This window comes from Xylanibacter oryzae DSM 17970, from assembly GCF_000585355.1.
Lineage (GTDB): Bacteria > Bacteroidota > Bacteroidia > Bacteroidales > Bacteroidaceae > Prevotella > Prevotella oryzae.
Map to the genome: position 1 here is coordinate 2,567,470 of NZ_KK073873.1, position 25,993 is coordinate 2,593,462.

The following is a 25,993-nucleotide window of genomic DNA, read 5'->3' on the forward strand; positions in this document are numbered from 1 at the left end:
AAACAGATTATTATTTTTGAGAGGCCTTTAGTCCTATAGACTTAATATAACCAATCTGTGGAATACAATTTTCACATTTTATTTTCTCCAAATACTGGTTTAGTACATCTTTTGCCTTCTCCTGATTAGGACGAGCATCACGTATATCTTTGTATATTACTCGTTGAGACTCAGCAAACTTTACTACGATACTATCCCATTCGGCAGGGAGCTGCACGGCATTTATGCAAGAATTTTCAGGCTTCTTATAAGGCCAGAAAGTATAGCCTATATTGTTTTCACGAAGCATCTTACAGAAACTAGCCTGCCACTCATCTGTGTTATGGCCTGTTTCACCCATATACATAGGTAATCCTGTCTTATCACGAAAAGAAACTATATTCTGTATGGCTTTAGTGTCTGTACCACCACCATATCTGTGACATGTATACATGATCTTATCGTCAAATTTCCAATCAGTAAAGACATCAAAATTACCATTCCATTGAGCGCCGCCAAGAAGGACTATATGATTGTTATCCACTTCTCTTATAGATTTAACGGCACGCTTATACAATGGTTCCAATTTAGTATTGATATCTTTCATGTTGTCAAAATAAGGAGCGATAGGTTCGTTCAGAAGTTCATAGCCCAATATCACGGACTCGTCTTTATATCTGTCTGCTATCTTGCGCCAGATTTCACAGAACAACGACTGACTCTTTTCGCTTTCGAAAAGCCAAGGATAACCATAACTATCGTCAATATTATCACCTGTCTGTCCTCCGGGAGCATCGTGCATATCAAGTATCATATACAAATGATTATCACGACACCAGTTTACAAGAGAGTCTACACGTGCAAATCCATCCTGATTGGCGTTTAAGCCCATATAGTCTTCGTCTGTAAACAACTTATAGTTAAATGGTACACGTATTGTGTTGGCTCCTATAGATGCAAGATACTCAATATCATGACGTGTAACATAATTATCCTTGAACTTACGCCAGAACTCATCAGCTGCATCAGGACCTACCATCTGACAAATAGCATTATTTATCATCCAATAGCTATTAGTCTTTTTAAAACCAAACATATAACCTTCAGGATTCAACCAGTTTCCTAAATTTGTACCTACGATAAACAGTTTTTTCCCGTTGGGTTGTACCAGATTCTTACCATCTATTGTCACAAATTTGCCTTTAGCCATAGCACTTACAGAACCAAATAATGTAAATGCCAGACTTATGCAAAGTGCAAACTTATATATTCTTTTCATAATATACTTTTTACCTTTTATTTTTTTACATTTATAAATTAGCAAATATGCCGATAAATTCTATAAATAGAATCATTAACATATTTGCTAATTTGATAATCATCAGTATGGATTTTGGACTATTGTTCCTTGAGCTGCATCAACCTCACCCTGAGGTATTGGCAAATACTTTTTACTTTCAGTCCATTGTATCCTTTCTGGAATGCCTTGCTTATCATATGCAGTCTTTTGTGCATTCAAGACCTTACCACCACCAGGTTTCAGTACTTCTGCAGCCTTACCAAAACGTATAAGGTCATAATAACGCTTACCTTCACCAACAAATTCAAGACGACGCTCATTAAGCAAATTATCTAAAGATACTTGTTTTGCAGGAGCATTCCCTTTGAAGGCACGGTCTCTAACCTGCTGAAAATAATTTTGCGCTTTAGAATTATCACCAGTACGCAATGCTAGTTCAGAAGCATTCAATAGAGTTTCTGCATAACGATAAATACGTTGATTATTGTCCCATCCAAGGTCACTACTTGCTGTTGCATTAGCATTTCCACCCGGACGACCTAAATATTTTCTTAAGAAAAGACCGGTATTCTGATAACGTCCTCCATATGTTACATTATCGCCAGTTTGTGCTTTATACTTAACAGCATATGTTTCCATATCCAAGATACCACCATCACGACGCTGGTCATTATCTTCATATGCATCGTAGCACTCTTTAGATACATCACAGAAACCCCATCCACTTACGAAATCAGCTTTAGCAGCATAATTAGGATTTTGTGCTTTATGAGCATCTGAAGCGCTATATGTCAATCCATCAACACCTATCATAGCAGGTACAACAGTTCCACCAGGAGCGTTAGCATTTCCCCAATCACGTGTACTGCCTTTTGCAAAATAATTTATCTCATATATAGACTCATCGCACCATTCATTTGGCTGTTCCCAAATACTTGAAAAATCATCCATTAGACGATACTTATGGCTATTAATGATATCTTCCATATAACCTAAAGCCTGTTTGTATTTGCTTTCATCTTTCTGATACATGACAAAATCAGCATATAACATTTCGGCAAAAGCCTGTGTGGCATGTCCTGCACGTGTGGCAGTCTCTTTCATTGGAAGTGCTTTGCTCTCAATAACTTTCTCCAAATCGTCTGTTACCAATTTGTATACATCTGCTTCTGATTTTTGTGGAGCAATATAAGGCATAGCCAAATTCTTATCATAGTATGGAATATTACCCCAATATTTCCACAGCATTAGATAATAAAAAGCTCTAGTAGTTTTACCTTCTGCTATATAAGCAGCTTTTTCTGTATCTGATAAAGTTGAAGACTCTGCATCAGCAATGACCAGATTAGATCTATTAATACCAGAATAACTAGTAGTCCATGCTCCACTAAAATTCATAAGACTAGTAGATTTATATTGTGATGCAAGGTGTATCTCAGCCTGATCACTTGTACTACCACCACCAACATAAAGATCATCACCTTGACTATCTGAAACAAGGAACATAGGACACCAACCAGAAAAATAGTCATACCAATGCATTGGATCGTATGAGGCTGTAACAGCTTCATCCATACGCGCTTTAGTAGTATAATATCCATTAATAGGAACACTGCTGGACGGTTCTACCTCCAAAAAGCTATCTCCGCATGACGTTACAGAAAGTAAGAGTATTCCTATAGCACTGTATTTAAATATATTTAATGTTTTCATATTTTATATTTATTAAGATAATTAAAATGTTATATTTGCACCGATAGTTATAGTACGGTTCTGAGGATAATATCCACGATCAATACCAGACTGAGTACCATAGAATATTTCAGGTTCCATGCCTTTATAGCCAGTTAATGTAAGAAGATTCTCTGCAGCTACATATAAACGTAAATTAGAGATAAAAACATGTTCTGTTATAGACTGAGGAAGAGTATAACCCAATTGTATATTCTTAAGTCTTAGATAAGAACCATTTTTGATATAAAGATCAGATACACGATAATTATCATTATCATTTTTCCAAGTAAAACGAGGCATTGAATTTGAAGTTCCCTCACCATGCCATCTGTCCATATATTCTTGAGGAAGATTCACATAACGAAGATCTAGACGGCGAGTTGCATCAAATATTTTATTGCCAATAGATCCTGCCCACAACATAGAAAGGTCAAAGTTTCTCCAACTAGCATTGATAGTAACTCCATATGTCCAATCAGGATCTCCTTTACCTATTTTTGTTTTATCATTATCATCAATAACACCATCATTGTTATAATCTACAAAAATGACATCACCTGGTTGAGCATTAGGTTGCATCTTCTGACCTTTAGAATTAACATAATTGTTTACCTGGTCCATATTCTGGAATATCCCGGCAGTCTTGTAACCATAGAAATATGGATAAGGCTGTCCATTTTCAGCACGACTTACATTACCAATCTGATGAACATTATCATATGTCTCAAATCCAGCTGCATTGCCTAGTTTTATTAATTTATTTTTCAGATAACTTATATTACCTGATGTGTTGAACTTGAATTCTCCTAAATTGAACTTATATGATGCCTCAAATTCAATACCTGAATTTTGCATATCTCCAACATTACCCCAAGGTTTTGATTCTCCTAGATATGATGGTATACTCATTTCCTTAAGCATACCGTTTGTTTTCTTCTTAAACCAATCTACTGTAAATGTTAGAGAGTTATTCAAGAAACCAAAATCAATACCAGCATCATACTGTTCAGATTCTTCCCATTTCAAATCTTCATTTGGCGTTCCTGTTGGTTTACTTCCCTTTACAACTGTCTGATTAGAGCCATCTCCAAAGGCATAGTTATTACCCATTGCAACATTTGCAGTATAGCGGAATGCTCCAATATTCTCATTACCATTTTTACCCCAACTTAAACGAATTTTCATATTTGTGAACCAAGAAGGACGATCAGCCATGAAATTTTCATTTGTTACATTCCATCCTAAAGATACAGAAGGGAATGTACCCCATTTATGGTTAGGACCAAAATTAGAAGAACCATCACGACGCATTGTCATTTGCAACATATAGCGCTCTGCATAGTTATAACTAAAACGACCAAAATAAGATGCTAATGTATGGGGATCAAATAATCCTCCATAAACATCACGTTTTCCATCTGTCTTAAGACCTGTTGTGAAATCCAAATTAGCTTTATCTCCATCTATTTCTATCATATCTTCTGCAGAACCACCAATTTTGCGTCCGGTATATTTTATTGCAGACTGTCCTAAAACTACAGAAATGCTATGTTTTCCAAATGTTTTATCATATGAAAGAACATTTTCAACTTGCCAACGACATCCTCTATTCATTGAAGAATAAACAGAAGATTTATCATTGTGTGCATTAACACCAATATAATAAGGATATGAATAACCATCATCACCCCAGAAAGATAGGTCTACGCCATAACTTGTGCGGAATTTTAATGCATCCCATAAATTAAGTTCTGCATAAAAGTTCGCTACGAATTTATCACTGTTACTTTTTGTCCCTGGCAAAGAAAGATATGCTAGAGGATTAGTTATTTCATTAAAATCATTAGTTGGGATATTAAGAAGACGACCAGAATTTTTATCATTAACCAGTGGTCCATATTTACTGACCTCACCAGTATAAGTAGATCTTAAAGCATCTTCATTTTCTGGATATACACTCATCAAAGGAGACAAGAACAAAGCATTGCCCAATGCAGAACCTGTAAGATTATTAGTTTCAATACTGGTACTATTAATCCTTGAATAAGCAACATTTACGCCTACTTTCATTTTATGTAACCAATTACGGTCTTTTGATACATCAAAGACTCTATAATTAGTATTACTACGTATAGAAAGCCTATCATAATTACTTCTATCATAATTACCACCTATAGTACCTTCTTGTTTATAATACCCAAGTGACAAGAAGTAGTCTAAATTTTCTGATGCGCCACTTAAACTAATCTGATGATTTTGTACGGGAGCATTATCATTAAACAATTCTTTCTGCCAATTTGTATTAGAAGTACCGAAACTAGCAAGTTTTGCATCAATACTATTATCACCTGCATAACCTGCTGCTTCTTTCATCAATGTGCTGTAATCATCTGCATCCATCATATTCCTTTTACGCCATGGATTTTGCCATCCAAACGAAACATCATATTTTACCTTTACTTTACCCAATTTACCTGTCTTTGTAGTAACTAGTACTACACCATTAGCAGCACGAGCTCCATACACAGCACCAGAAGCAGCATCTTTAAGTATTTCTATACTCTCTATATCACTAGGATTAAGATAATCGATACCGCCATCTATAGGCATGCCATCTACAATATAAAGAGGGTCTGAATTGTTGATTGTTCCATTACCACGTATACGGATTTTGCTTGATGCGCCAGGCTGACCTCCACCTGTTGTAACTTGAACACCTGATACTAGACCTTTTAAAGCCCCATCAATTCTTACAGGCTGAGTCTTCCCCAATTCATCTGCTCCGACTTTCGCAATAGATGCAGTAACAACACTTTTCTTTTGTACACCATATCCTACTACTACAACTTCATTAAGTGATGCTGCATTTTCATCAAGTGTAATCTTCATATTTGAAGATACTTTTATTTCTTTGGTTTTATAACCTATATAAGAAATTGAAAGAATTGAACCTGCATCAGTTGACACACTAAAATTACCATCTAAATCAGTTACTGTGCCAGTGGAAGTTCCTTTTTGTACAACAGACGCACCAATAATTGGATCGCCATGATTATCTACTACGACACCTTTGTATGTCGATTTCTGAGCAAAAGTTGTTATTGAGACCAATAAAGTCAACAATAAGATTAAATACCTTTTCTTTTTCATACTTAATTTATTAGATTAATATATACGTTAACACTTTAATTGTGATGCTGCAAAAGTAGCACAAAATATTAAGGTTATTTCACCATTGTGTATAAAAAGTGGATGAAATTTCGGAAGTATTTTTGCTAATCAGCTCATAATCAATAAATTATGAGTTAATGCCTCTCACGGAAAAGTGGACACAATATAGAAGTATTATAAATATATAAAATCACAAAAGGTATCCATCTTATATACTTAATAAAATCTCAGAATGTATAAATAGTATTTAAATTTTCATACCTATCTCTTTTACTTTCTTCTCAAAATCATCACGGCCACATATTGCGTTTTTCTTTATTCTGGCGCGATAGTTATATATAGAATTAGGAGAATATCTTAGGAACTCTGCAATACGTGAACTCTCGTCTATACCTAAACGTATAAGCGCAAAAATACGCAAGTCGGTAGTAAGTTTGCTCCTATCAGAAAGCTTTATCCTACATTCCTCTTTTAAAAGAGAGTTAAAATCATCAATAAAATTAGGGAACAAATGTAAAAAGACTGAATCAAAATTATCAAACAACTCCTTTAATTCACTATCCTTCAGTGTCTGAGAACTCGTCATTGACAAAATCTCCTTAAACTGATTGCATTTGGCCATACGCCTTACCTTTATACGATAGTTATCCAACTTATCAATATACTCTGAACAAATGCTTAAAAACTTGCCAATATACTCATCCTTAACTATATTCGACTCATTAAGCCGTCGATTTACTAACGACAGTTCTGCGTTCGACTCATTTAGTTTTCCATTAAGCGATTCCAATTCATTATTTGTATCACTCAAGTCATTACGAGCTATTTTTAATTGTGTCTCTTTGCGGAAAACACTTACTAGCAAAACAAGCAGGACAAAAGATAACACACTTACAACTACAATCATCGTAGATAATGAATGATTAGCCGTCTTTAGCTTTTCCTTATATTTGTTGCTTATCATTGTAAGAATAGGAGATACAAGCCATCCACGCATATGAGTACTGAATGTAGATATGCACGACCATGAATATTCTATATATCTGTATGAGCGTTCTACATCTCCATCTCTATTTACAAGATCTGCCAGACTCCACAATGATGACTGATCCATAACAGAACACTTAATATCATATAAAGCTGATACGCAAAGCCAATATTTCTGCATCTTTACGTCTTTCATATTCTTATATATCTCCGAACGGAAAAAAGCTACGATAGCATTATCATGTGTTCCCGGCTTTACTTTTTTCATCCATCTGTCATTGTACATCAATGACTCTTTATATTTACCTTCATTACAAAGTTGTACTGATTTCTGGTATAAATACATAGTGGTATTGCTGCCAAGGAATTTATACAATTGAGAAAGATAATTGTCGGATGTCTTAAAATATACTTGTTTCATTTTATTGTCTTTCGCATAAAAAGCCATATCTCCATACAAATGACAAAGACCATAATAATAGTCTACAATGTTACTTCCTTTTATTTTATTTTTATCAATAAGGCTGTAATAGTATTGAGCCTCGGTATAAAAACCTGCTACAGCAAACTGATGAGCTATCAATATATAAGCTCTGACCTTCAAATCCTCACGATGAAGGTCTTCTGAAATTTGAATACATCTATTGAGATATGATATGGCTGAATCATTCATCAACGCATGATATTCTTCATATAATTTGAGACCAATATTATATTTCCCTATTCCATTATTTGCATATCTGTATTGATTCTTCAATTCATCTATTCTAAATTGCTTATTACGCATATATTCACTTGAATTGGCTATTGCTTTATCAAGACATGTATACATTGAATCGAGGTTTTGTGCATTACAGCCAAAAACCAGACATACAAAAAATAAAAGAAGGAAAGTCCTTTTCATAATAATTTTGAATAGTTACATTGCAAAGATAATATATCTTTTTAATATCTATGAATTACCTTCTTCATTTTTTACATAAATGTACGTAGTCCGACTTATATTAAATATTCAATAATCCACATTTTTTATTTATTATAATTATCGTATCTGATTATATATCAATACGTTAAGATTTACGATCCACAATATTGGTCCACATTATGACCTTTGTCTTAAATTTGGTTTCATTTTTAATATCTAATTTTGCAATAGATTCTAAAATAGAAATCTAATAATGTGAGATCTAATTAAATTAATAACTTTTGTAAAATTGAAGACTATGAAGAGAAAGACAAGGAAATTGCTAATCATCACAATGATAGGTTTTATACCATTAGTGTCGTGTGGCAGTAGCAATTCTATAAGCGATGACCCGTCAGGAACAACAGGTGGCACTGTCACAGGTAAAGCAACCGTATATATGACATCTGCTACAGGTATGTATTCGTTAACTAAAATAAATGCTGATATATTATCCGGTGACAATAATAAAAGTGCTGATATAGAGATCAACCCTTCGCTGACTTATCAGACTATGGATGGTTTTGGGGCTGCTATTACATACAGCACTGCATACAATCTATTGAAGATGTCACAGACTGACAGGACTAATTTTCTACGCAAGACATTCTCTGATACAGACGGATACGGATTCAGTTATGTAAGAATCTCTATTGGATGTTCAGATTTTTCTAGCAAGGAATACACATGTTGTGACAATCCGGGAATTGAAAATTTTGGACTTCAATCAGACGACATAAATTATGTTATACCTGTAATGAAAGAAATTCTTGCTATCAACCCACATCTAAAGGTTATAGGATCACCATGGACATGCCCACAATGGATGAAAGTAGAAGACATTAATAATAAGACACCTCACAATAGTTGGACAGACGGTCATCTTAATCCTGATTATTATCAGACTTATTCAGACTATTTCGTGAAATGGATTAATGCATATCAAAGTGCAGGTATACCTATATATGCCATTACTCCTCAGAATGAGCCACTCAACAAAGGCAATTGTGCATCACTATATATGCCTTGGTCTGAAGAAGCTGATTTTCTGAAGGTATTAACTCCAACATTCAAGAAGAACGGATTGACAACCAAGATTTATGCATACGATCATAATTATGATGCCTATTCATATCCACTCAATGTATATAAAACTATGGATGGCTATGAAGGCTCCGAATATGTAGTAGGTGCAGCCTTTCATAACTATCTTGGCGATGAAAGTTCACTGGATGCTATGCACAATAGCCGCCCTGATAAAGGATTGATATTTTCAGAGGCTTCTATAGGAACATGGAACGACGGTAGAAATTTAAGAACCCGTCTGCTAGACGACATGCAGCATATAGCCTTGGGCACTGTAAATAAATATTGTACAGCTGTAATAGTATGGAACCTGATGCTTGATAGCAATATGGGACCTAATCTTGACGGAGGCTGTCAGACCTGTTATGGTGCTGTAGATATCAATAAGAATGACTACAAGACAATTAGTTTGAATTCGCACTATTATGTAATAGCTCATCTCTCTTCTGTGATAAAACCCGGAGCTGTGCGTATAGGCACTACTGAAAAAAGTCTTGCTATAAATGGTATTATTTATTCAGCATTTAAAAATACAGACGGTTCTTATGGAATGGTATTATGCAACACATCTGCTATGCAACAAAACATATCAATCGGTGATAGCAAAAATACAATAAAAGTTATTATACCGGCTAAGAGTGTGGTCTCCACACAATGGCAATAAAAATAATATGGTGTTGACTTGTACAATGTTGGATATACCTGTATAGAAAACCTCTATAGACTAAAGGGGGGCACAATTACGAAAGCGTTGTGTAAAATTTTTGATATGCCAACCTATAAACCTTCTTAAATACGAATATTAAGGATTTGTTGAAGCATAGCTACGAAGCATTCGGAGATAATACTTCTGAGCCGTAACGACAGCAAGTACTTAATAGTTGCCTCATCCGCTATCATAAGAAGCAGGTTTCACCCTATGAAGAACCTGTGAATTATTCGTGTATTCTTGTGCGAATCGATATGTTATTAAAAATGTGCGAATCGGAATTATTTCAATAAAATAATTTCGTCTTTAAGAATTTAATATTATATTTGCAGCAGATTCTATATAAATAATGAGAATAGTTACACCTTAAGCAATGTTGCAATACTAGTTAAACTATTATGCCAAAATTATATTTGTTTATATTGCTATTCAACCTTTATGGCGTTCACTGTTTCGCGGGTATGGAAATCCTCGATACATTGGATATATATCTGCGTAAGAGTGCTACGTACGACAGACAGAAGGAGGATAGGATAAAGATGCTGCATAAGAGGGTTGCTCAGGCGCATAATGATATGGCTCTCTATAATGTTTATAATGATATGTATGAGTCGTACAGTTCTTTTAAATATGATTCCGCTTTTATTTATGCTCAGAAAACTCTGGTTCAATCTGAACGACTGAAAAATTCTAGTCTGATAGTGAATGCCAAATGTAATGTGGTATTCTGTCTGCTATCAGCAGGACTATATAAGGAGGCTTTCGATGGGATTGATGCTATCGATATTTCTCACGCAGATGAGAAGGCGAGAATGCGTTATTTTTTCACAAGATGGCGCCTGCTTGCTGATATTTCAGATTATAATCATGCGAAACCATACCAAAACAACTATGTAAAAAAGGCTCATGAGATGGTTGACTCTATGAAAGTTCATCTTAAGAATGCATCGTGGGAGTGGTACTATATAGACGGACTTCAACAGATGAAGGAATATAAATATGATGAATCTGAGTATTCATTTAAAAAACTGCTCAAGGATAAGTATCTGAGTAATCATGTAAGGGCTATTGTTACATCTAGTCTGGGTTGGATTTATAAGTTGAATGGTGATAATCAGAATGCCCTTAATTATCTGGCTGAAGCTGCCATCTATGATATTCAGTCGTCTACAAAAGAAACAACAGCACTGCGCGAAGTTGGAGCTATATTATATAAAAATGGTGATTATAACCGTGCTATATTATATTTGCAGAAAGCTCTTGATGATGCCAATATGTATGATGCCCGTCAACGAAAAATAGAGATTGGCAATATTCTACCTATCATTCAGCAAGATCGCTATAAAGCTATCAGCAGACAGAGGAATACCATGCTAGCTGTCATAATTGCAGTATCGTTACTTGTATTTGTACTTATATGTTCGTTTTACTTCATTCGCCGACAGATGCGTAAGTTGAAGGAGGCACGTAATACGATAGAAGACCGTAACAAAAAACTGGAGGAAGGGTTCGTGGAGCTACAGGAAGCCAATAAGATAAAGACAGAATATATAGGCAAATCGTTTGCTATCAATGCAGACTATATAAATAAGGTTGAAAAACTATACCGTGCTATCGACCATAAAATTTCAGCACATCAGTACGAAGAATTACAGAGGAGTCTGAAAGAGTCGACTCTTATTGCTGACCGTAAAATTATGTTTGCTGATTTCGACGAGACATTCCTAAAGCTGTTCCCCGACTTTATAGAAAACTTCAATAAGCTCTTTGACAAGAAAGACCGTAAGTTGCCTGAGAATACCCAAAATTTAACAACTGAAATGCGTATCTTCGCACTTACAAGACTTGGTATCAATGATGCTGAACGTATAGCGCAGTTCCTTAATTACTCGGTAAATACCATCAATACTTATAAGACCCGTGTGAAGAACAAGTCTATAGTAAGTAATGATGAGTTTGAAAAACGGATTATGAAGATATAAACGTAATATTTTCTTTATACAAATTTTAAGTTGTAATTTTATAACTATCTTATAATTAAGAAGTTATAAAATTACAACTTCTTTTTTGGTTATATTTTTATATACTATTTTTATTTCACGGATTATCTGCAATAACTTTGCAGCATTAAAATTTTTATTATAAACCTAATAAATAAATCTATGAGAAAAAATGGAATTTCAAATGTTCTGAAGTCTTCACTTCTAGTGCTCGGCATATTATCAGTATGTTCGTGCGCAAGCACTGACGACGGAAATTATGTGGCTCCTATCACACAGTATGAGAAGATAGGAGGAAACTGGATCCTCAATTCTATAACACAGACCGATGAGACCACAACTAGTACAATGGACCTTACCAATGTGTTCAATTTTAAGTCATTTGGCATCAGTTTTAACCTTGACAGTGAGAACAATCCTACAACCTTTACTATTACAGGTAGTGCTCCAGCCCTATTGCCAACATCCGGTACATGGAAACTGGCTAATGCTTTTGTAAATAGTAATGGTTCGTCTGCAAAGATTCTACTCAATAACAATGTAGACCTGACAATCACTGCTGTACCTGGAACAAATGCCGTTCTAGAGTACAAACTAACCCGAAAAAACAATGGTGTGTCGTTTGTATCCTATACATATAATCTAACTGCACAAAAATAAACAGGAGAAAATATTATGAAAAAGACTTTCGTTACTTTAATTATTTTACTAGTTATGACATTGCAGTCAATGACTGCCTTTGCAACCGTAGACCACGGCGGTCCACAACGTATGTGGACTGTTCCTACTGTATTTTCGGTTGACGAGCCTGTAACCTTCTATTTTGATATGACTGATGCCGGATTCAAAGAAGGCATTGATCTGTATCTTTGGTGTTGGAATCCAAGTGAACCTGATGCAGGCAACTGGGAAAACTCATCAAATTTCGCCAAACTGAAGTATGAAGGTGAGAATGTTTATTCAATGACAATTACCCCTACAAAGTATTTCTCGCAAGGTGCATCTACAATGAGTGAAACAGATGTTTATAATACTTGCCAGACTGACGATTGGGCAGGCTTCTGGTGCCGATTAAAGACAAAGGACGGAGCAGAGGAGAGTGATGTATTCCAGGCTCCAGACAGTCGTTCTACATGGAAAGAATTTGCAAAAAGCAATAGTGCATGCAAGTTTTATGCTACTTCGTTTACAGGAAATACACTAACATTGACCGAAGGTTTCACACTCAACAAAGCCCTTACTATAGTATTTAATCCCGATTTGTTTACCGTAGGAGGAAAAACCATGACAGAGTTTACCAAGCAGAGTAGCTTCGGTGGTTTTAAACTCCACTCAGGACTGAACGACTGGACATTCCTGCAAGGTGTAAAAGTATGGATAGACGGTTGTATGAAGAAGACAAACATACATAAATTGACCAACGGCTATTACGAAATAAGTATGACAAGTCCTTATGACTATTACAGTTGGAACTATGCCGATGATGGTTCGCAGGCATCAACACTTCTGAAAGCAGATGAACAGATAGACAATCTGGCATGGCTCGTTGTAGGAATACTAAACAACGACTGGGGAGGCACAAGTTCAGACTATTTGAACAAGGCTGGGTCAGCAGAAGTCTATCCAGATCCCATATTCTCTTATTTCCCCACAAAGGTCAGCACCCAAGATATTATTACATTTATACGTAAATATAACGGCAAGCGAGATGGTGTTCTAAAATATAAGATAGATGCAGGAAACAAAACCTTTACTGGTACAATAGACGGTACACGTGACAAGCGTCAAGTATCCGTCAACCTGCTTGAGCAACTAGCAAGTGTAAGTGCTAGCAGTATGACACTGACTATTACAAACGAAGCAGGGGCAACGTTGATTTCAACAGAAATCCCATTGTTTACAGTTGACGAATAATTCTAAAATAAAGAACGATTATGAATAAGATATCATTCAATAATATATTATCGGTCATTGCCATAATGATGTTAATGGCCTTCAGTTTACCTGTGTCATCACAGAACAGCACAGCCACTGGTTGTGTAGTAGACGATCAAAATGAACCATTAGTTGGTGCCACAGTTAAAGTATTAAAGGCTAACGGAGGCTCTGTTACTGATATGAACGGAAACTTTTCCGTAAACTGTAGTCAGGACGCAACTCTCGAAATCTCATATATAGGTTACGTAACCAGAAAGGTGAAAGCAGGGAAGAGCCTTACCATCAAGATGGAGACAGATGCCAAGACACTTAACGAAACAATTGTTGTAGGTGTAGGTTACGGTACTATGCGCAAGAGTGACCTCACAGGTTCCATCGCTTCGGTTAATGCAAAAGACCTGAAACAGGGCGTTATAACTAGTACCGAACAAATGCTGCAGGGAAAGGTTGCAGGATTGTCGGTAGTACAAAGCAGTGGTTCACCTGAAAATGGTGCGTCACTACGTCTTCGTGGAGGTACTTCGCTATCAGCTAGCAACGGTCCTTTGATAGTGGTAGACGGTATAGCAGGAGTTGATTTCAACTCAGTACAGCCATCCGAAATAGTAAGTATTGATGTACTGAAGGATGCCTCAGCAGCAGCCATATACGGAAGTCGTGGTGCCAATGGTGTGATAATAGTAACAACCAATCGAACTGCAACAGACGTAGAGAAGAAGACAATGCAATATAATGCCTACGTTGCTTTCGCCAGTGTGGCTAAGAAACTGGATATGCTATCTGCTAATCAGTGGCGCGATTATGTACGCGAAAACAAAGTGGCAAATGCTCTTGACTATGGTGCTAATACCGACTGGCAAGATGAACTGCTCCGCACAGCTATCTCACACTCTCATAATGTAAGTTTCAGCAATTCACGTAAAACTAGTGGCTACCGTGCCAGCGTTACATACAACAATAACGAAGGTGTAATTGTAAACAACAAAATGAACCGACTAGCGATCTCTGTCAGTTCATACCAGTTCGGACTAAACGGACGTCTGCGTATGGAAACTGGTGTAAATGCCAACTTTGACAGTTGGCATCCTATTGATTCACGTATTTTCGAGCGTGAATTGAATATCAACCCAACATTCCCTGTGTACAACGAAGATGGTAGTTTTGCGCAACTTAATGGAACTAATACAGAAAACCCAGTAGAAATAAACACCAACCGCGAGCAACAAAATAAGCGTCATCGTTTCCTCGGTTATGGTAAGGTGGAATTGGAAATAATTGATGGTCTGAAAGCAGTTGCTAACGGTTCATATGAGTTCCAGCATACAACAGGCGGAACATACAAACCCACTTATGCAAGATTGGAGGGTCAGAGCGAAAACGGTTGGGCACAGCGCACTTATGCAGAATATACCAATCGTCAGATAGAGACATATCTCTCTTACGACAAAAAAATAGATAAGGATAATCACTTGAATATAATGGCAGGTTATTCATATTTAGATAATGTAAACGAAGGTTTCGGTGCCACCCGTAGCGGATTCGAAACCAACGCTTTCAGTTACAATAACCTTGCTGCAGGTACAGACTACCGTCAGACGGATGTATACTCTTACAAGAGCAAAACCAAACTTATCTCGTTCTTCGGTCGTGCCAATTACAACCTAATGAACAAGTATATGCTTACTGCTACATTGCGCCATGACGGTTCTTCAGTATTCGGTGAAGATCATAAATGGGGAACATTCCCTTCTGTATCGCTAGCGTGGCGTATCAGTGACGAAACATTCATGAAAGGTACAAGCGGATGGCTCGACAATATGAAACTGCGTGCCGGATATGGCGTTACAGGTAACCAAAGTGGTGTATCGGCATATAAGTCAATAGCTGTGCTAAGTGCTACAGGAGCTGTATATTATGATTCGTCTACAGGAACATGGAAAAATTCATATACACAAACACAAAATACAAATTCTGACTTGAAATGGGAGTCGACAGCACAATGGAACATCGGTCTAGACTTTGGTCTCTTCAACCGCATCAACGGTAGTATTGAATTCTACAGCAAGAAGACATCCGACTTGCTTTGGACCTATCCTGTACCGCAACCTCCTTATATAGTAGGAAAGATGCTAGCCAACGTAGGAGATATGGAAAACAAGGGAGTGGAACTGACACTCGGTACAAATATAGTACGTACAAAAGACTTTACTCTAGATGCTAACGCATCATTGTCATACAATCATCAGGAAATAACGAAATTGTCTAACGACACATACGAGGCAGTAGGTCTGCAGGCTGGTTCTCTACACGGGCTACGCGGTCTATCTGGCGTCTATTCACAGGTTATTAAGGAAGGATATCCTACAGGAGCTTTCTGGGGACCAAAATGTTCAGGTATTGATGCAGATGGCAAATATATTCTCGACTACGGAGAGGATGGCAAGGGATTCTATCTAGGTTCAGCGATGCCAAAATGGAATCTCGGTGTTTCGATTACCGCTAACTATAAAAATTTCGACTTTACAGTATCTGGTTATGGAATGTTTGGTCAGAAGGTACTTAATGCAACCCGTATGGAACTCTTCGACTCATCCCGGCTGCCAGCACAGAACACGCTAGATGATTTTATCAGTAGTGGTATCAAAGCAAACCCTGTGTTCTCAGACTATTATATAGAAAACGGCAGTTTCTTCCGTCTACAGGCGCTAACCATAGGTTATTCGATACCAGGTGTGAAAAAGTTGGGTTTCGAGCGCATCCGTCTTTATGTTACCGGTGAAAATCTGTTCTGTATCACAGGATATAAGGGAACCGATCCTGAAATATATATACCTGACAATGTACTGGAAGGTCCTGGCATCGACCGTCTGATTACCGATAACGAAACAGGTGACGGGGCAACATATTCTCCACGCCCACGTACGTTCTCAATAGGTGTTAACATTTCATTCTAATTAAAAAGTACAAGAAAATGAAAACAAAATATATCGTTGCCTCATTGTTTTTCGGGGCACTCTCAATAACAGGTTGTACAAATCTTAATGAGGATTTATTCAATGTCGTATCAATGGACGACTATGGCAAGACTGAATCAGAAGTGAAAACTATCGTTGGCGGAGCCTATTCCACCTTGCGTGGCTATGGTTCGAGTACTGACGAAGGTAATGGTGTGAACTGTTATCCAACTTGTGAATATGTGTTTTTCCTTAACGAATGTGTAAGTGACGAAGCTTGTATCCCGACACGTGGTAGCGACTGGTATGACGGTGGGCGCTACCAGCAGTTACAATACCATACATATGATGCCAGCAACCAATGTGTGCTGGCTGGATGGCGGTATGCTTTCACCGGAGTTTCAAAGGTAAATGCCATCATCTATCAAGTAGAGAAAAGTGGTCTTTCTGACGAGTCAAAGAAAAAGGTCGAGGCTGAACTCCGCGGATTACGTGCCTACTACTATTATCTCTTGCTCGATGAGTTTGGAAATGTTCCAATATCTACCGATTTTACAGTAACTGAACTTCCCTCCAACTCAGATCGTAAGACTGTCTATAACTTTGTGGAAAATGAATTGACAGATATTATGAGTTATCTGCCTACAGGTATCCAGTATGGCCGTTTCACCCAGAATGTAGCCTATACGTTGCTAGCACGTCTGTACCTTAACGCTGAAGTGTACACAGGTACAGCACAATGGAAAAAATGTATTGACGCTTGCGAAAAGGTTTCAGGTTATTCGCTGATGTCGGATTACAAGGCAAACTTCTATACAGCTAACGAAGGTTCTAAAGAGATAATCTTTGCCATCCCTTACGACCACAAGCAAGGAACAGTAGGCAACTACCTGGCTTCTATGACATACCATTACAATCAGAAATACGCCTTCTCAGCCGACGGTTCATACCAGTGGTGTGGTAACGGTATATGTGCCAAACCTGGCGTATGGTCATCATACGAAGACGGAGATACACGTCGCGGGAAGACTCTGATGGTTGGTCAGCAGTACAGTGCAAAGGACGGTTCGGCAGTAAATATGGATAACGGTGAACCACTCAACTATACAGAAGAAATAAAAGATTATACCAACGCCCTTCAAAACGAAGGTGCCCGTCTTGATAAATACCAATGGAACGCTACCGATTCATGGGAGAGAGACAACGACTGGGTACTGATGCGCTATGCAGAAGTGCTGATGATGGAAGGTGAGGCATATTATCGACTGGGTTATACACAAACAGCCCTTACATTCGTAAATAAAATACGTGAGCGTGCAGGACTAGGTGACCTTACAACACTTGATGATACTACTCTTGACAACGAATGGCTGCATGAATTTGCATACGAGGGCAACCGCCGTACTGTAAACATTCGTTTCGGTACATTTTATAAGTCATGGTGGAACAAGGGAGAGGATGCTTCCGACCATCACACAGGAATCTATCCAATCCCTGCAGAGGAACTATCCAAAAATCCTAATCTGAAACAGAATGCAGGTTATTAATATTTATCGAATGAAAAGAATCCTACTATATATAATCATAACGTCACTGCTATTCTCGTCATGCAGTAGCAGTGACGCCAACGACCAATCATCTAGCGGAAATACGGATACAGAGATACTTACAGCACAGTTGCCTACGAAAACCAACTCTATGAAAATATTGGCCCATTTCATGATTTGGTTTGAAACAAATAAGACTAGCACTACAGGTAAATGGGGATGGCATTGGACAATGAATGCCTCTCTAAACCCCGGTAACGGCGAGATAGCTTCTCACTACCATCCGCTTACAGGAGCATACGCCTCTGGTGATGTCGATATACTTAATTATCAGTGTCTGCTGATGAAATATTCGGGTATAGACGGAGTGATAGTTGACTGGTATGGGTCTAATGCCGACAATTCTACAGCTAAACATACGAGCAATACTGTAGCACTTTTCACCGCAATCAAGAAAGCTGGAATGCAGTTGTCTATATGCTATGAGGATGCTAATCTTGGTAATGATGCAGTGATAGAAGCCCGTACAGATATGACATATCTGGCAAAAAACTTCTTTACCTCTGACAACTATACAAAAATCGACGGCAGACCACTATTGCTCGATTTCGGTCCTCAGAAGATAACGACATCAGCTGACTGGTACCGTGTTTTCCAGGTTTTGTCGACAAAGCCCGAATTCATAGTACTCAACTATGCATCTAGTAAGGCAAATAGTCCTGAATACACCAATTCTCAAGGCGAATTCCTCTGGGTTAACGCCAGTCCAGCAGACTGGTACACACAAGCAAAGAAAAATTACATGATGGTAATAGGCGGAGCTATGCCCGGTTTCTACGACTATTATAAATTGGGTGGTGCAGGAGATGGATACACCACATACGATGACAAAGATGGAGCACTTTTCAATAGTCAACTACAGGCTGCACAGTCGGCAGGTCTCAATTACCTCCAGGTTAGTACATGGAACGACTATGGCGAAGGTACCATCATAGAGCCAACAAAAGAGTTCGGCTATCGTTATCTTACTGCATTGCAATCGTTCACCGGTGTAAGTTATCAGCAGAGCAACTTGGAACTGATATACAAGTGGTATCAATTACGCGTAAAATATGCCAACGACACGGTGAAGACAAAAATACTCGATAAGTGCTATGACTATCTCAATGCCCTACAGCCTGAAAAGGCAAAGACTCTGATGGACCAACTATAGATATAAAACATAAAAACAATAATATATGAAATTAGAAAAATTAGTACTCACCGTGTCGCTTTCTGTTATGACTCTGCAAGGGATATATGCCGCCGACACAGTGGCTTCGCCTGACGGACATATAATTGTTACAACAGGATTGAAGGGCGGGAAACCATACTATCAGGTAAGACGTGACAAGGAATCAATCATTAATGTTTCATATCTGGGTTTCAAAATGAATGATGGTTCATTGAAAGACAGACTCAAAATAGTTTCTAAAAGCAGAGACAGCAAAAACGAAACATGGGAGCAAGTGTGGGGAGAAGACAAAACCGTAAAGAATAATTATAATGAATTGACTCTATGTTTGCAACAGACCAAAAAACATTATTTGAAAATGAATATAGTGTTCCGTGTATTCAACGATGGTTTCGGTTTCCGCTATGAATTCCCAAAGCAGAACAATCTCACAGACTTCCGCATCATGGAAGAACTAACACAAGTATCCATGCCCGTTGACGCACAGGCATGGACAGAACCAACAAATGGGACATCTTATTATGAGGCACTATGGACAAAATCGCCACTTAGCAATAAAGATACAGTGAATACACCCATTACAATCCAAGTGAATGACTCTCTCTTTATGGCACTGCATGAAGCAAATCTCACAGATTATGCTTCACTCAACTATACACCTAGACATTATCCTGGAGCAGCCGTAACACTGGTAGCTGCATTGACGCCATGGAAAAACGGTGTAAAGGTGTATGCCAGAGCACCTTTCAAAACGCCGTGGCGCACTTGCATCATCGTGCACAAACCGGGCGAGTTGATAACATCAAGGCTGATGCTCAATCTCAATGAACCATGCAAGATAAAAGATACCTCATGGATACAGACTGGCAAATATGTAGGTATATGGTGGGGGATGCACATGAAGAAGTACACATGGGCGCAGGGACCTCAGCACGGAGCTACGACAGAAAACACACGCCGTTATATCGATTTCGCAGCACGCCATGGTTTCAAATCTGTATTAGTAGAAGGATGGAACTACGGATGGGATGGCGACTGGACTAGAGAAGGAGATAAATTTAGTTTTACACGTCCTTATCCAGACTACGACTTGAAAGGCTTATGTGCTTATGCCAACGAAAAAGGTGTTCGCATAATAGCCCATAATGAGACAGGTGGTGCAGCTAAAAATTATGAGAATCAATTGGACAGTGCTTTTGCTTTATATCATTCTCTAGGTATTAATACAATAAAGACAGGATATGTAAATACCATTCTTGACAACAGTGAACTGCAGCACAGCCAGTATGGCATTCGTCATTATCGTAAGGTAATAGAAACAGCAGCAAAATACCATCTTATGGTAGTAAATCATGAACCTGCAATGCCAACAGGATTGCAACGCACATATCCCAATCTTATGACTCAGGAAGGAATGCGCGGACAAGAATATAATGCATGGTCAACAGACGGAGGCAATCCTCCTGAACATATTTGCTTATTGCCTTTTACCCGTGGACTGGCAGGGCCAATGGATTTTACCCCTGGAATATTTAATTTTCACAACACAGCTTTTCCTAGTACTCATCCACAGACAACGTTGGCAAAGCAGTTAGCTGAGTATGTAATAATATATAGTCCATGGCAGATGGCAGCCGATATGATAGAGAATTACGAAGACCAACCCGGACTGGCGTTTATAGAATCATGTTCCACGAACTGGTCGAAGACTGTAGTACCTAATGCCGAGATAGGAAAATATGTTACAATAGCACGTAAAGACCGTAACAGTGAAAAGTGGTTTGTAGGCAGTGTGACTGATAAAGATGGCCGTGACATAGACATATCTCTTGATTTTCTTGATGCCGGTGCACAGTATACCGCCATAATATACCAAGATGGCCCAGGTGCCGACTATCGCAATAATCCCACTTCACTTACTACGATGACACGTGATGTTACATCAGCAACAGTATTGAAGTTACATCTTGCGCCTAGTGGAGGAGCTGCGATATGTATAGAGAAAAATAAATAGGCTTTAGTAAGGTAAACTTTGTATTTTTAGTATCCTGCTGGTATTGCTATTAAATGTCCTGCAAAAAATTAAAATGGCAACCAGCAGGTTTTCAAATCATGAACTTGTTCTTCCAAAATGTTTTTTCCAAAAAATAAAAGTGTTTTTCACCTCCCTCTGGTATTTTTACATATAACTACATAATTATCAACACTTTATCTACGGGGAGGTGAAATTTTCACCTCCCCGGATTGAGATACCGAGTATTAAGGGGGTTAAACAACAAGCAATCTAACTTGAATTGATTGGTAATCTAAGTTAAATTGGTAAGCAATCTAACTTGAATTGGTATTCGAGAATCATCGTTTTATACAATAAAAGGGATAGGCTATTATTGGTTTTTTATATGTTTAGAGTTTCATTGATTAATAAAATAGTACAAGATGTCATTAATACATGCATCTTACGATTACAAGGATCTCTGCCTATTGATAGAAAGTAGGCGAAAATCATAAAATCCGGGGAGGTCAGAATTTCACCTCCCCAGATTTATATATCTACATATCAGTTGCTTACGTTATTTCATACCAGAGGGAGGTGAAAAAACATTTCTAAATAAAAAATGATACAATAGTGTATTATGCTCTATTTTCAAAATATTACTCATACCAGTTTAGCTATGCATCAGATAAACAACACTAAATTCAAGCATAATCTGTTGAAAAATTTAATAAAATTGGTTGAAAACAAACAAGATATGGACTAAAATAGTTACCTTTGCGAAAATTTAATTCGAATTAAAATGAAAATTGCTTTGATCGGCTACGGTAAAATGGGCAAAATGATTGAACAGATTGCTAAAGACCGTGGCCATGAAATTGTTAGTATCATAGATATTAATAATCCACAGGATTTTGACAGTCCTGCTTTCTCATCTGCTGATGTTGCGATAGAATTTACAGCACCAATGGCAGCTTACGGTAACTATCTTAAGGCCTTCAAGCACAATGTTAAAGTAGTTTCAGGCTCTACCGGATGGATGAAGGAACATGGCGATGATGTAAAGAAAATGTGTACCGAAGGTGGACAAACACTATTCTGGGCCTCAAACTTCAGCATTGGCGTAGCTATATTCAGTGCCGTTAACCGCTATCTGGCTAAGGTCATGAATGATTTTCCACAGTATAGCGTTAAGATGGAAGAGACTCACCACATACATAAATTGGATGCTCCTTCAGGTACAGCTATAACACTTGCTGAAGATATAATAGATAATATTAACAGCAAAGACAAATGGGTGAAAGGTACTTTACTGGCACCGGACGGTTCTATTACAGGCTCAGATAAATGTGCCGACAATGAGTTGGCAATCAATAGTATTCGCCGTGACGAAGTTCCGGGCATACACACTATTGAGTATGATTCTGAAGCAGACAAAATCGCTATAACTCACGATGCGCACAGCCGTAAGGGATTCGCACTAGGGGCTGTATTAGCTGCAGAGTACACAAAAGATCACAATGGTTTGCTTACTACTAGCGACCTGTTTAAATTTTAGAATAATATGATAAATAAAGAGAAAGAAAGCCGTAACATGAAGGTACAATGGACTAAGTTCATTGTCGTAATGGCATTATATCTGGCGTTTCTACTTTGGGTAAAGAGTTGGCTCGGACTAATTGTTGTTCCATTCATCTTTGATGTATATATTACTAAAAAGATAAAGTGGCAATGGTGGAAAGATGCTGAAAAACCTGTAAAATTCCTTATGAGTTGGGTTGATGCTCTAGTATTTGCTCTGGTTGCGGTATACTTCATCAATCTTTTCTTCTTCCAGAATTATGTTATTCCGTCTTCCTCACTTGAAAAATCTCTTCTAACAGGAGACTATCTGTTTGTAAGCAAGGTCAGTTATGGTCCACGTATACCTGAAACACCTCTCACCATGCCTCTTACACAACATACAATGCCTATCGTAGACATGAAATCATATATTGAATGGCCTCATTGGGAATACCGTCGTGTAAAGGGACTTGGCAAGATTAAACTAAATGATATTGTTGTATTCAACTATCCTGCAGGTGATACTCTTGTAAGTTCACCTCGATATCAGGCTTATGATTATTATCAGATGTGCTATGGTATGGGATGGCAGTTGTACCCGCAACATCCTAATATAGACTCACTTAATCCTATGCAGCGCCGGGCCTTGTTTGATAAGGTTTATGCCATTGGTAAGCAAGCAATACTTGACAACCAGGCAGAATACGGTTCTATAATGACGAGGCCTACAGACCGCCGTGAGAATTATGTTAAGCGCTGTGTAGGTCTGCCTGGCATGACATTACAAATCAAGAACCACATAGTTTACCTTAACGGGAAAGCAAACAAAGAGCCTGATAATGTGCAATATACTTATTACATCAAATTCAAGCAGGTTCTATCTGATGATCTAATGCACGACCTTGGCATCAGCAACGAAGATATTACATCTCTCAATCAATCCGGATATATGCCTCTTACCAAGCATGCACTGTCAGTACTTTCACATCGCAAAGATCTTGTACAGAGCATTCGTCTTAACAAAGACGCTACATATAATGATACATACCCACTAAATGGCAACATGCATTGGACACGCGATAACTACGGTCCTATATGGATACCTGCAAAAGGTAAAAGCATCAAACTTGATATGAACAACATAGCTATCTATGAGCGTCCTATCAAGGTATATGAAGGCAATGACCTACAAATAAAGAATGGTAAGATTTACATCAATGGCAAGCAGACCAACAAGTACACATTCAAGATGGACTACTACTGGATGATGGGTGACAACCGTCATAACTCTGCCGACAGCCGCTACTGGGGGTTTGTTCCTGAAGACCATATTGTGGGCAAACCAATATTCATATGGTGGTCATCCGATCCCGACCGACATGGCTTCTCAGGTATACGCTGGGGACGACTGTTCAGATGGGTTGACAATATAAAATAAACTCAAACAACTAATGAAGGGAACTCTCAAGTTTGTGGTAGCACTGGCAGTCACGTTCTTGGTGATGTTAGTTTTCCGCGCTTTGGTGTTCACCATATACACCGTACCTTCTTCAGGCCTTAAACCGGAACTGAATGATGGTGACAGAATACTGGTGAACAGATGGAGTTATGGGCTACGCACAGGCTTGGGAGGTCTTTTTGATTATGGTAGATTGTGTAAGGGTAATGTAGAATACGGTGATTTGGTAGCGTTCAATAACCCTCTTGACTCTCTACATTCCATATCCAAACGTTCTATTTTTGTTGGTTATTGCAAAGCTATGCCTGGTGATACAGTACATTTTAACTCATCGCCAGAATTCATAATACCCGGTAAGTGCCATATGGTTAGGGTAACTAAAGATAACATGCAACTGCTATGTAATACATACATAATACACGAACATAAAGACGCAAAGATTAAGAATAACAATCTTTATGTTGACGGTAAAGAAACACATTGTGCATCATTCACACAAAATTATTACTGGATGTCTACACATAGCAACCAAAATCTTAAAGATTCACGTTTTTTCGGTCTTGTTCCCGAGAGTCATATAATAGGCAGAGTCGTTGCTATTGTATATAATAAAGACGATTCTAAACCATTTTATGAAGGATACCGTGAAGACAGATTATTCAAATTTATCAAATGAAAGTATTATTATCATCCGCATATTTCGGACCTGTACAATGGTATCAGAAGCTTAACCGCAGTGAAGTAACTTTAATAGAGCAATACGATAGTTACATGAAACAGACGTATCGCAATCGCTGCATCATAGCTACGACCAACGGCATACAGGCTCTGACAATTCCTACTGAAAGGTCTGACTCACAATCGGTATTAGCAGACAATAAGACTCTTATGAAGGACATTCGCATCAGCGACCATGGTAACTGGCGTCATCTACACTGGAACGCTCTGACAAGTGCTTATGGAGAATCTCCTTTCTTCGAATACTATGCCGATGACATACATCCTTTCTTTGAAAAGAAATGGGAATACCTCTATGACTTCAATATGGAGATAACCAATAAGATGTGCGAGCTTATTGATTTACGCCCCAATATAGCGACTACAAAAGAGTTTATAAAGTCACCTGAGGGTTTCACAGACTTCCGTGATGTAATACGCCCTAAACGCCCTCTACAAGATAATGATTTCGAACCTAAGAGATATTATCAGGTTTACGAGTCAAAGCATGGTTTTCTACCTAACCTTAGCATTCTTGATCTTCTGTTCAATATGGGACCTGAAAGTATATTCCTTTTATAGGCTCATTTTTAATTTCATAGCAAATCATTATAGATGTGTTATGACTAAATTAAATAGAATTTTTATAAATAAAGAT

At 37.9% G+C, this 25,993-nt stretch carries 16 protein-coding genes; 12 read left to right on the forward strand and 4 right to left on the reverse strand.

The genetic code is table 11. The features are described from left to right. Positions 1-10 precede the first annotated feature (10 nt). The 4 genes from XYLOR_RS10445 to susR (XYLOR_RS14060) all read right to left on the reverse strand — a co-directional run bounded on the left by XYLOR_RS10445 (position 11) and on the right by susR (XYLOR_RS14060) (position 8,075). Positions 11-1,258: a glycoside hydrolase family 5 protein gene (locus XYLOR_RS10445; protein WP_036879236.1), complete on the reverse strand. Its 1,248-nt coding sequence runs from the start codon at positions 1,256-1,258 to the stop codon at positions 11-13. Positions 1,259-1,360: 102 nt separating this feature from the next. Continuing rightward, positions 1,361-2,992: a RagB/SusD family nutrient uptake outer membrane protein gene (locus XYLOR_RS10450; RefSeq protein WP_036879239.1), complete on the reverse strand. Its 1,632-nt coding sequence runs from the start codon at positions 2,990-2,992 to the stop codon at positions 1,361-1,363. A 21-nt stretch (positions 2,993-3,013) separates the two neighbouring features. After that, a complete protein-coding gene (locus XYLOR_RS10455) occupies positions 3,014-6,163 on the reverse strand; it encodes a SusC/RagA family TonB-linked outer membrane protein (RefSeq protein ID WP_036879243.1) in 3,150 nt (1,049 codons plus the stop codon). A 268-nt stretch (positions 6,164-6,431) separates the two neighbouring features. Beyond that, positions 6,432-8,075, reverse strand: a complete 1,644-nt coding sequence (susR, locus tag XYLOR_RS14060; RefSeq protein ID WP_036879245.1) for a SusR family glycan utilization regulator — start codon at positions 8,073-8,075, stop codon at positions 6,432-6,434. 319 nt (positions 8,076-8,394) lie between these two features. Between susR (XYLOR_RS14060) and XYLOR_RS10465 the strand changes: the two genes are divergently transcribed. The 12 genes from XYLOR_RS10465 (at position 8,395) to XYLOR_RS10520 (ending at position 25,917) form a co-directional block, all read left to right on the forward strand. Further along, positions 8,395-9,885, forward strand: coding sequence for an endo-1,6-beta-glucanase (locus tag XYLOR_RS10465; RefSeq protein ID WP_036879249.1), 1,491 nt, complete (start codon positions 8,395-8,397; stop codon positions 9,883-9,885). A gap of 443 nt (positions 9,886-10,328) precedes the next feature. Next, positions 10,329-11,912, forward strand: coding sequence for a SusR family glycan utilization regulator (susR, locus tag XYLOR_RS10470; RefSeq protein ID WP_036879252.1), 1,584 nt, complete (start codon positions 10,329-10,331; stop codon positions 11,910-11,912). A 180-nt stretch (positions 11,913-12,092) separates the two neighbouring features. Further along, positions 12,093-12,590 (forward strand): DUF5004 domain-containing protein, encoded by a 498-nt coding sequence (locus tag XYLOR_RS10475; RefSeq protein ID WP_036879255.1) that lies wholly within the window; start codon positions 12,093-12,095, stop codon positions 12,588-12,590. A gap of 15 nt (positions 12,591-12,605) precedes the next feature. Further along, entirely contained in the window at positions 12,606-13,844 is a 1,239-nt protein-coding gene (locus XYLOR_RS10480; RefSeq protein ID WP_036879257.1) for a hypothetical protein, read from the forward strand. A gap of 20 nt (positions 13,845-13,864) precedes the next feature. Then, on the forward strand, positions 13,865-16,822 hold the full coding sequence (locus tag XYLOR_RS10485) for a SusC/RagA family TonB-linked outer membrane protein (protein ID WP_036879259.1): 2,958 nt from the start codon (positions 13,865-13,867) through the stop codon (positions 16,820-16,822). 17 nt (positions 16,823-16,839) lie between these two features. Then, a complete protein-coding gene (locus tag XYLOR_RS10490) occupies positions 16,840-18,369 on the forward strand; it encodes a RagB/SusD family nutrient uptake outer membrane protein (protein WP_036879262.1) in 1,530 nt (509 codons plus the stop codon). A gap of 10 nt (positions 18,370-18,379) precedes the next feature. Next, complete coding sequence (locus XYLOR_RS10495) at positions 18,380-19,582, forward strand: glycoside hydrolase family 99 protein (protein WP_036881025.1); 1,203 nt, start codon at positions 18,380-18,382, stop codon at positions 19,580-19,582. 25 nt (positions 19,583-19,607) lie between these two features. Beyond that, positions 19,608-21,617 (forward strand): glycoside hydrolase family 97 protein, encoded by a 2,010-nt coding sequence (locus tag XYLOR_RS10500; protein WP_036879265.1) that lies wholly within the window; start codon positions 19,608-19,610, stop codon positions 21,615-21,617. A gap of 781 nt (positions 21,618-22,398) precedes the next feature. Then, positions 22,399-23,154: a 4-hydroxy-tetrahydrodipicolinate reductase gene (gene dapB / locus XYLOR_RS10505; RefSeq protein ID WP_036879267.1), complete on the forward strand. Its 756-nt coding sequence runs from the start codon at positions 22,399-22,401 to the stop codon at positions 23,152-23,154. A gap of 6 nt (positions 23,155-23,160) precedes the next feature. Further along, positions 23,161-24,597 carry a signal peptidase I gene (lepB, locus tag XYLOR_RS10510; RefSeq protein ID WP_036879270.1) on the forward strand — a complete coding sequence of 479 codons (1,437 nt, stop codon included), beginning with the start codon at positions 23,161-23,163 and terminating at the stop codon, positions 24,595-24,597. Positions 24,598-24,610: 13 nt separating this feature from the next. After that, a complete protein-coding gene (gene lepB, locus XYLOR_RS10515) occupies positions 24,611-25,294 on the forward strand; it encodes a signal peptidase I (protein ID WP_084608598.1) in 684 nt (227 codons plus the stop codon). Continuing rightward, the gene (locus tag XYLOR_RS10520; RefSeq protein WP_036879276.1) at positions 25,291-25,917 is read left to right on the forward strand and encodes a WbqC family protein; all 627 of its coding nucleotides are present in this window, start codon (positions 25,291-25,293) and stop codon (positions 25,915-25,917) included. The genes lepB (XYLOR_RS10515) and XYLOR_RS10520 overlap by 4 nt, the downstream gene beginning before the upstream one ends. The last annotated feature ends 76 nt before the right edge of the window (positions 25,918-25,993 follow it).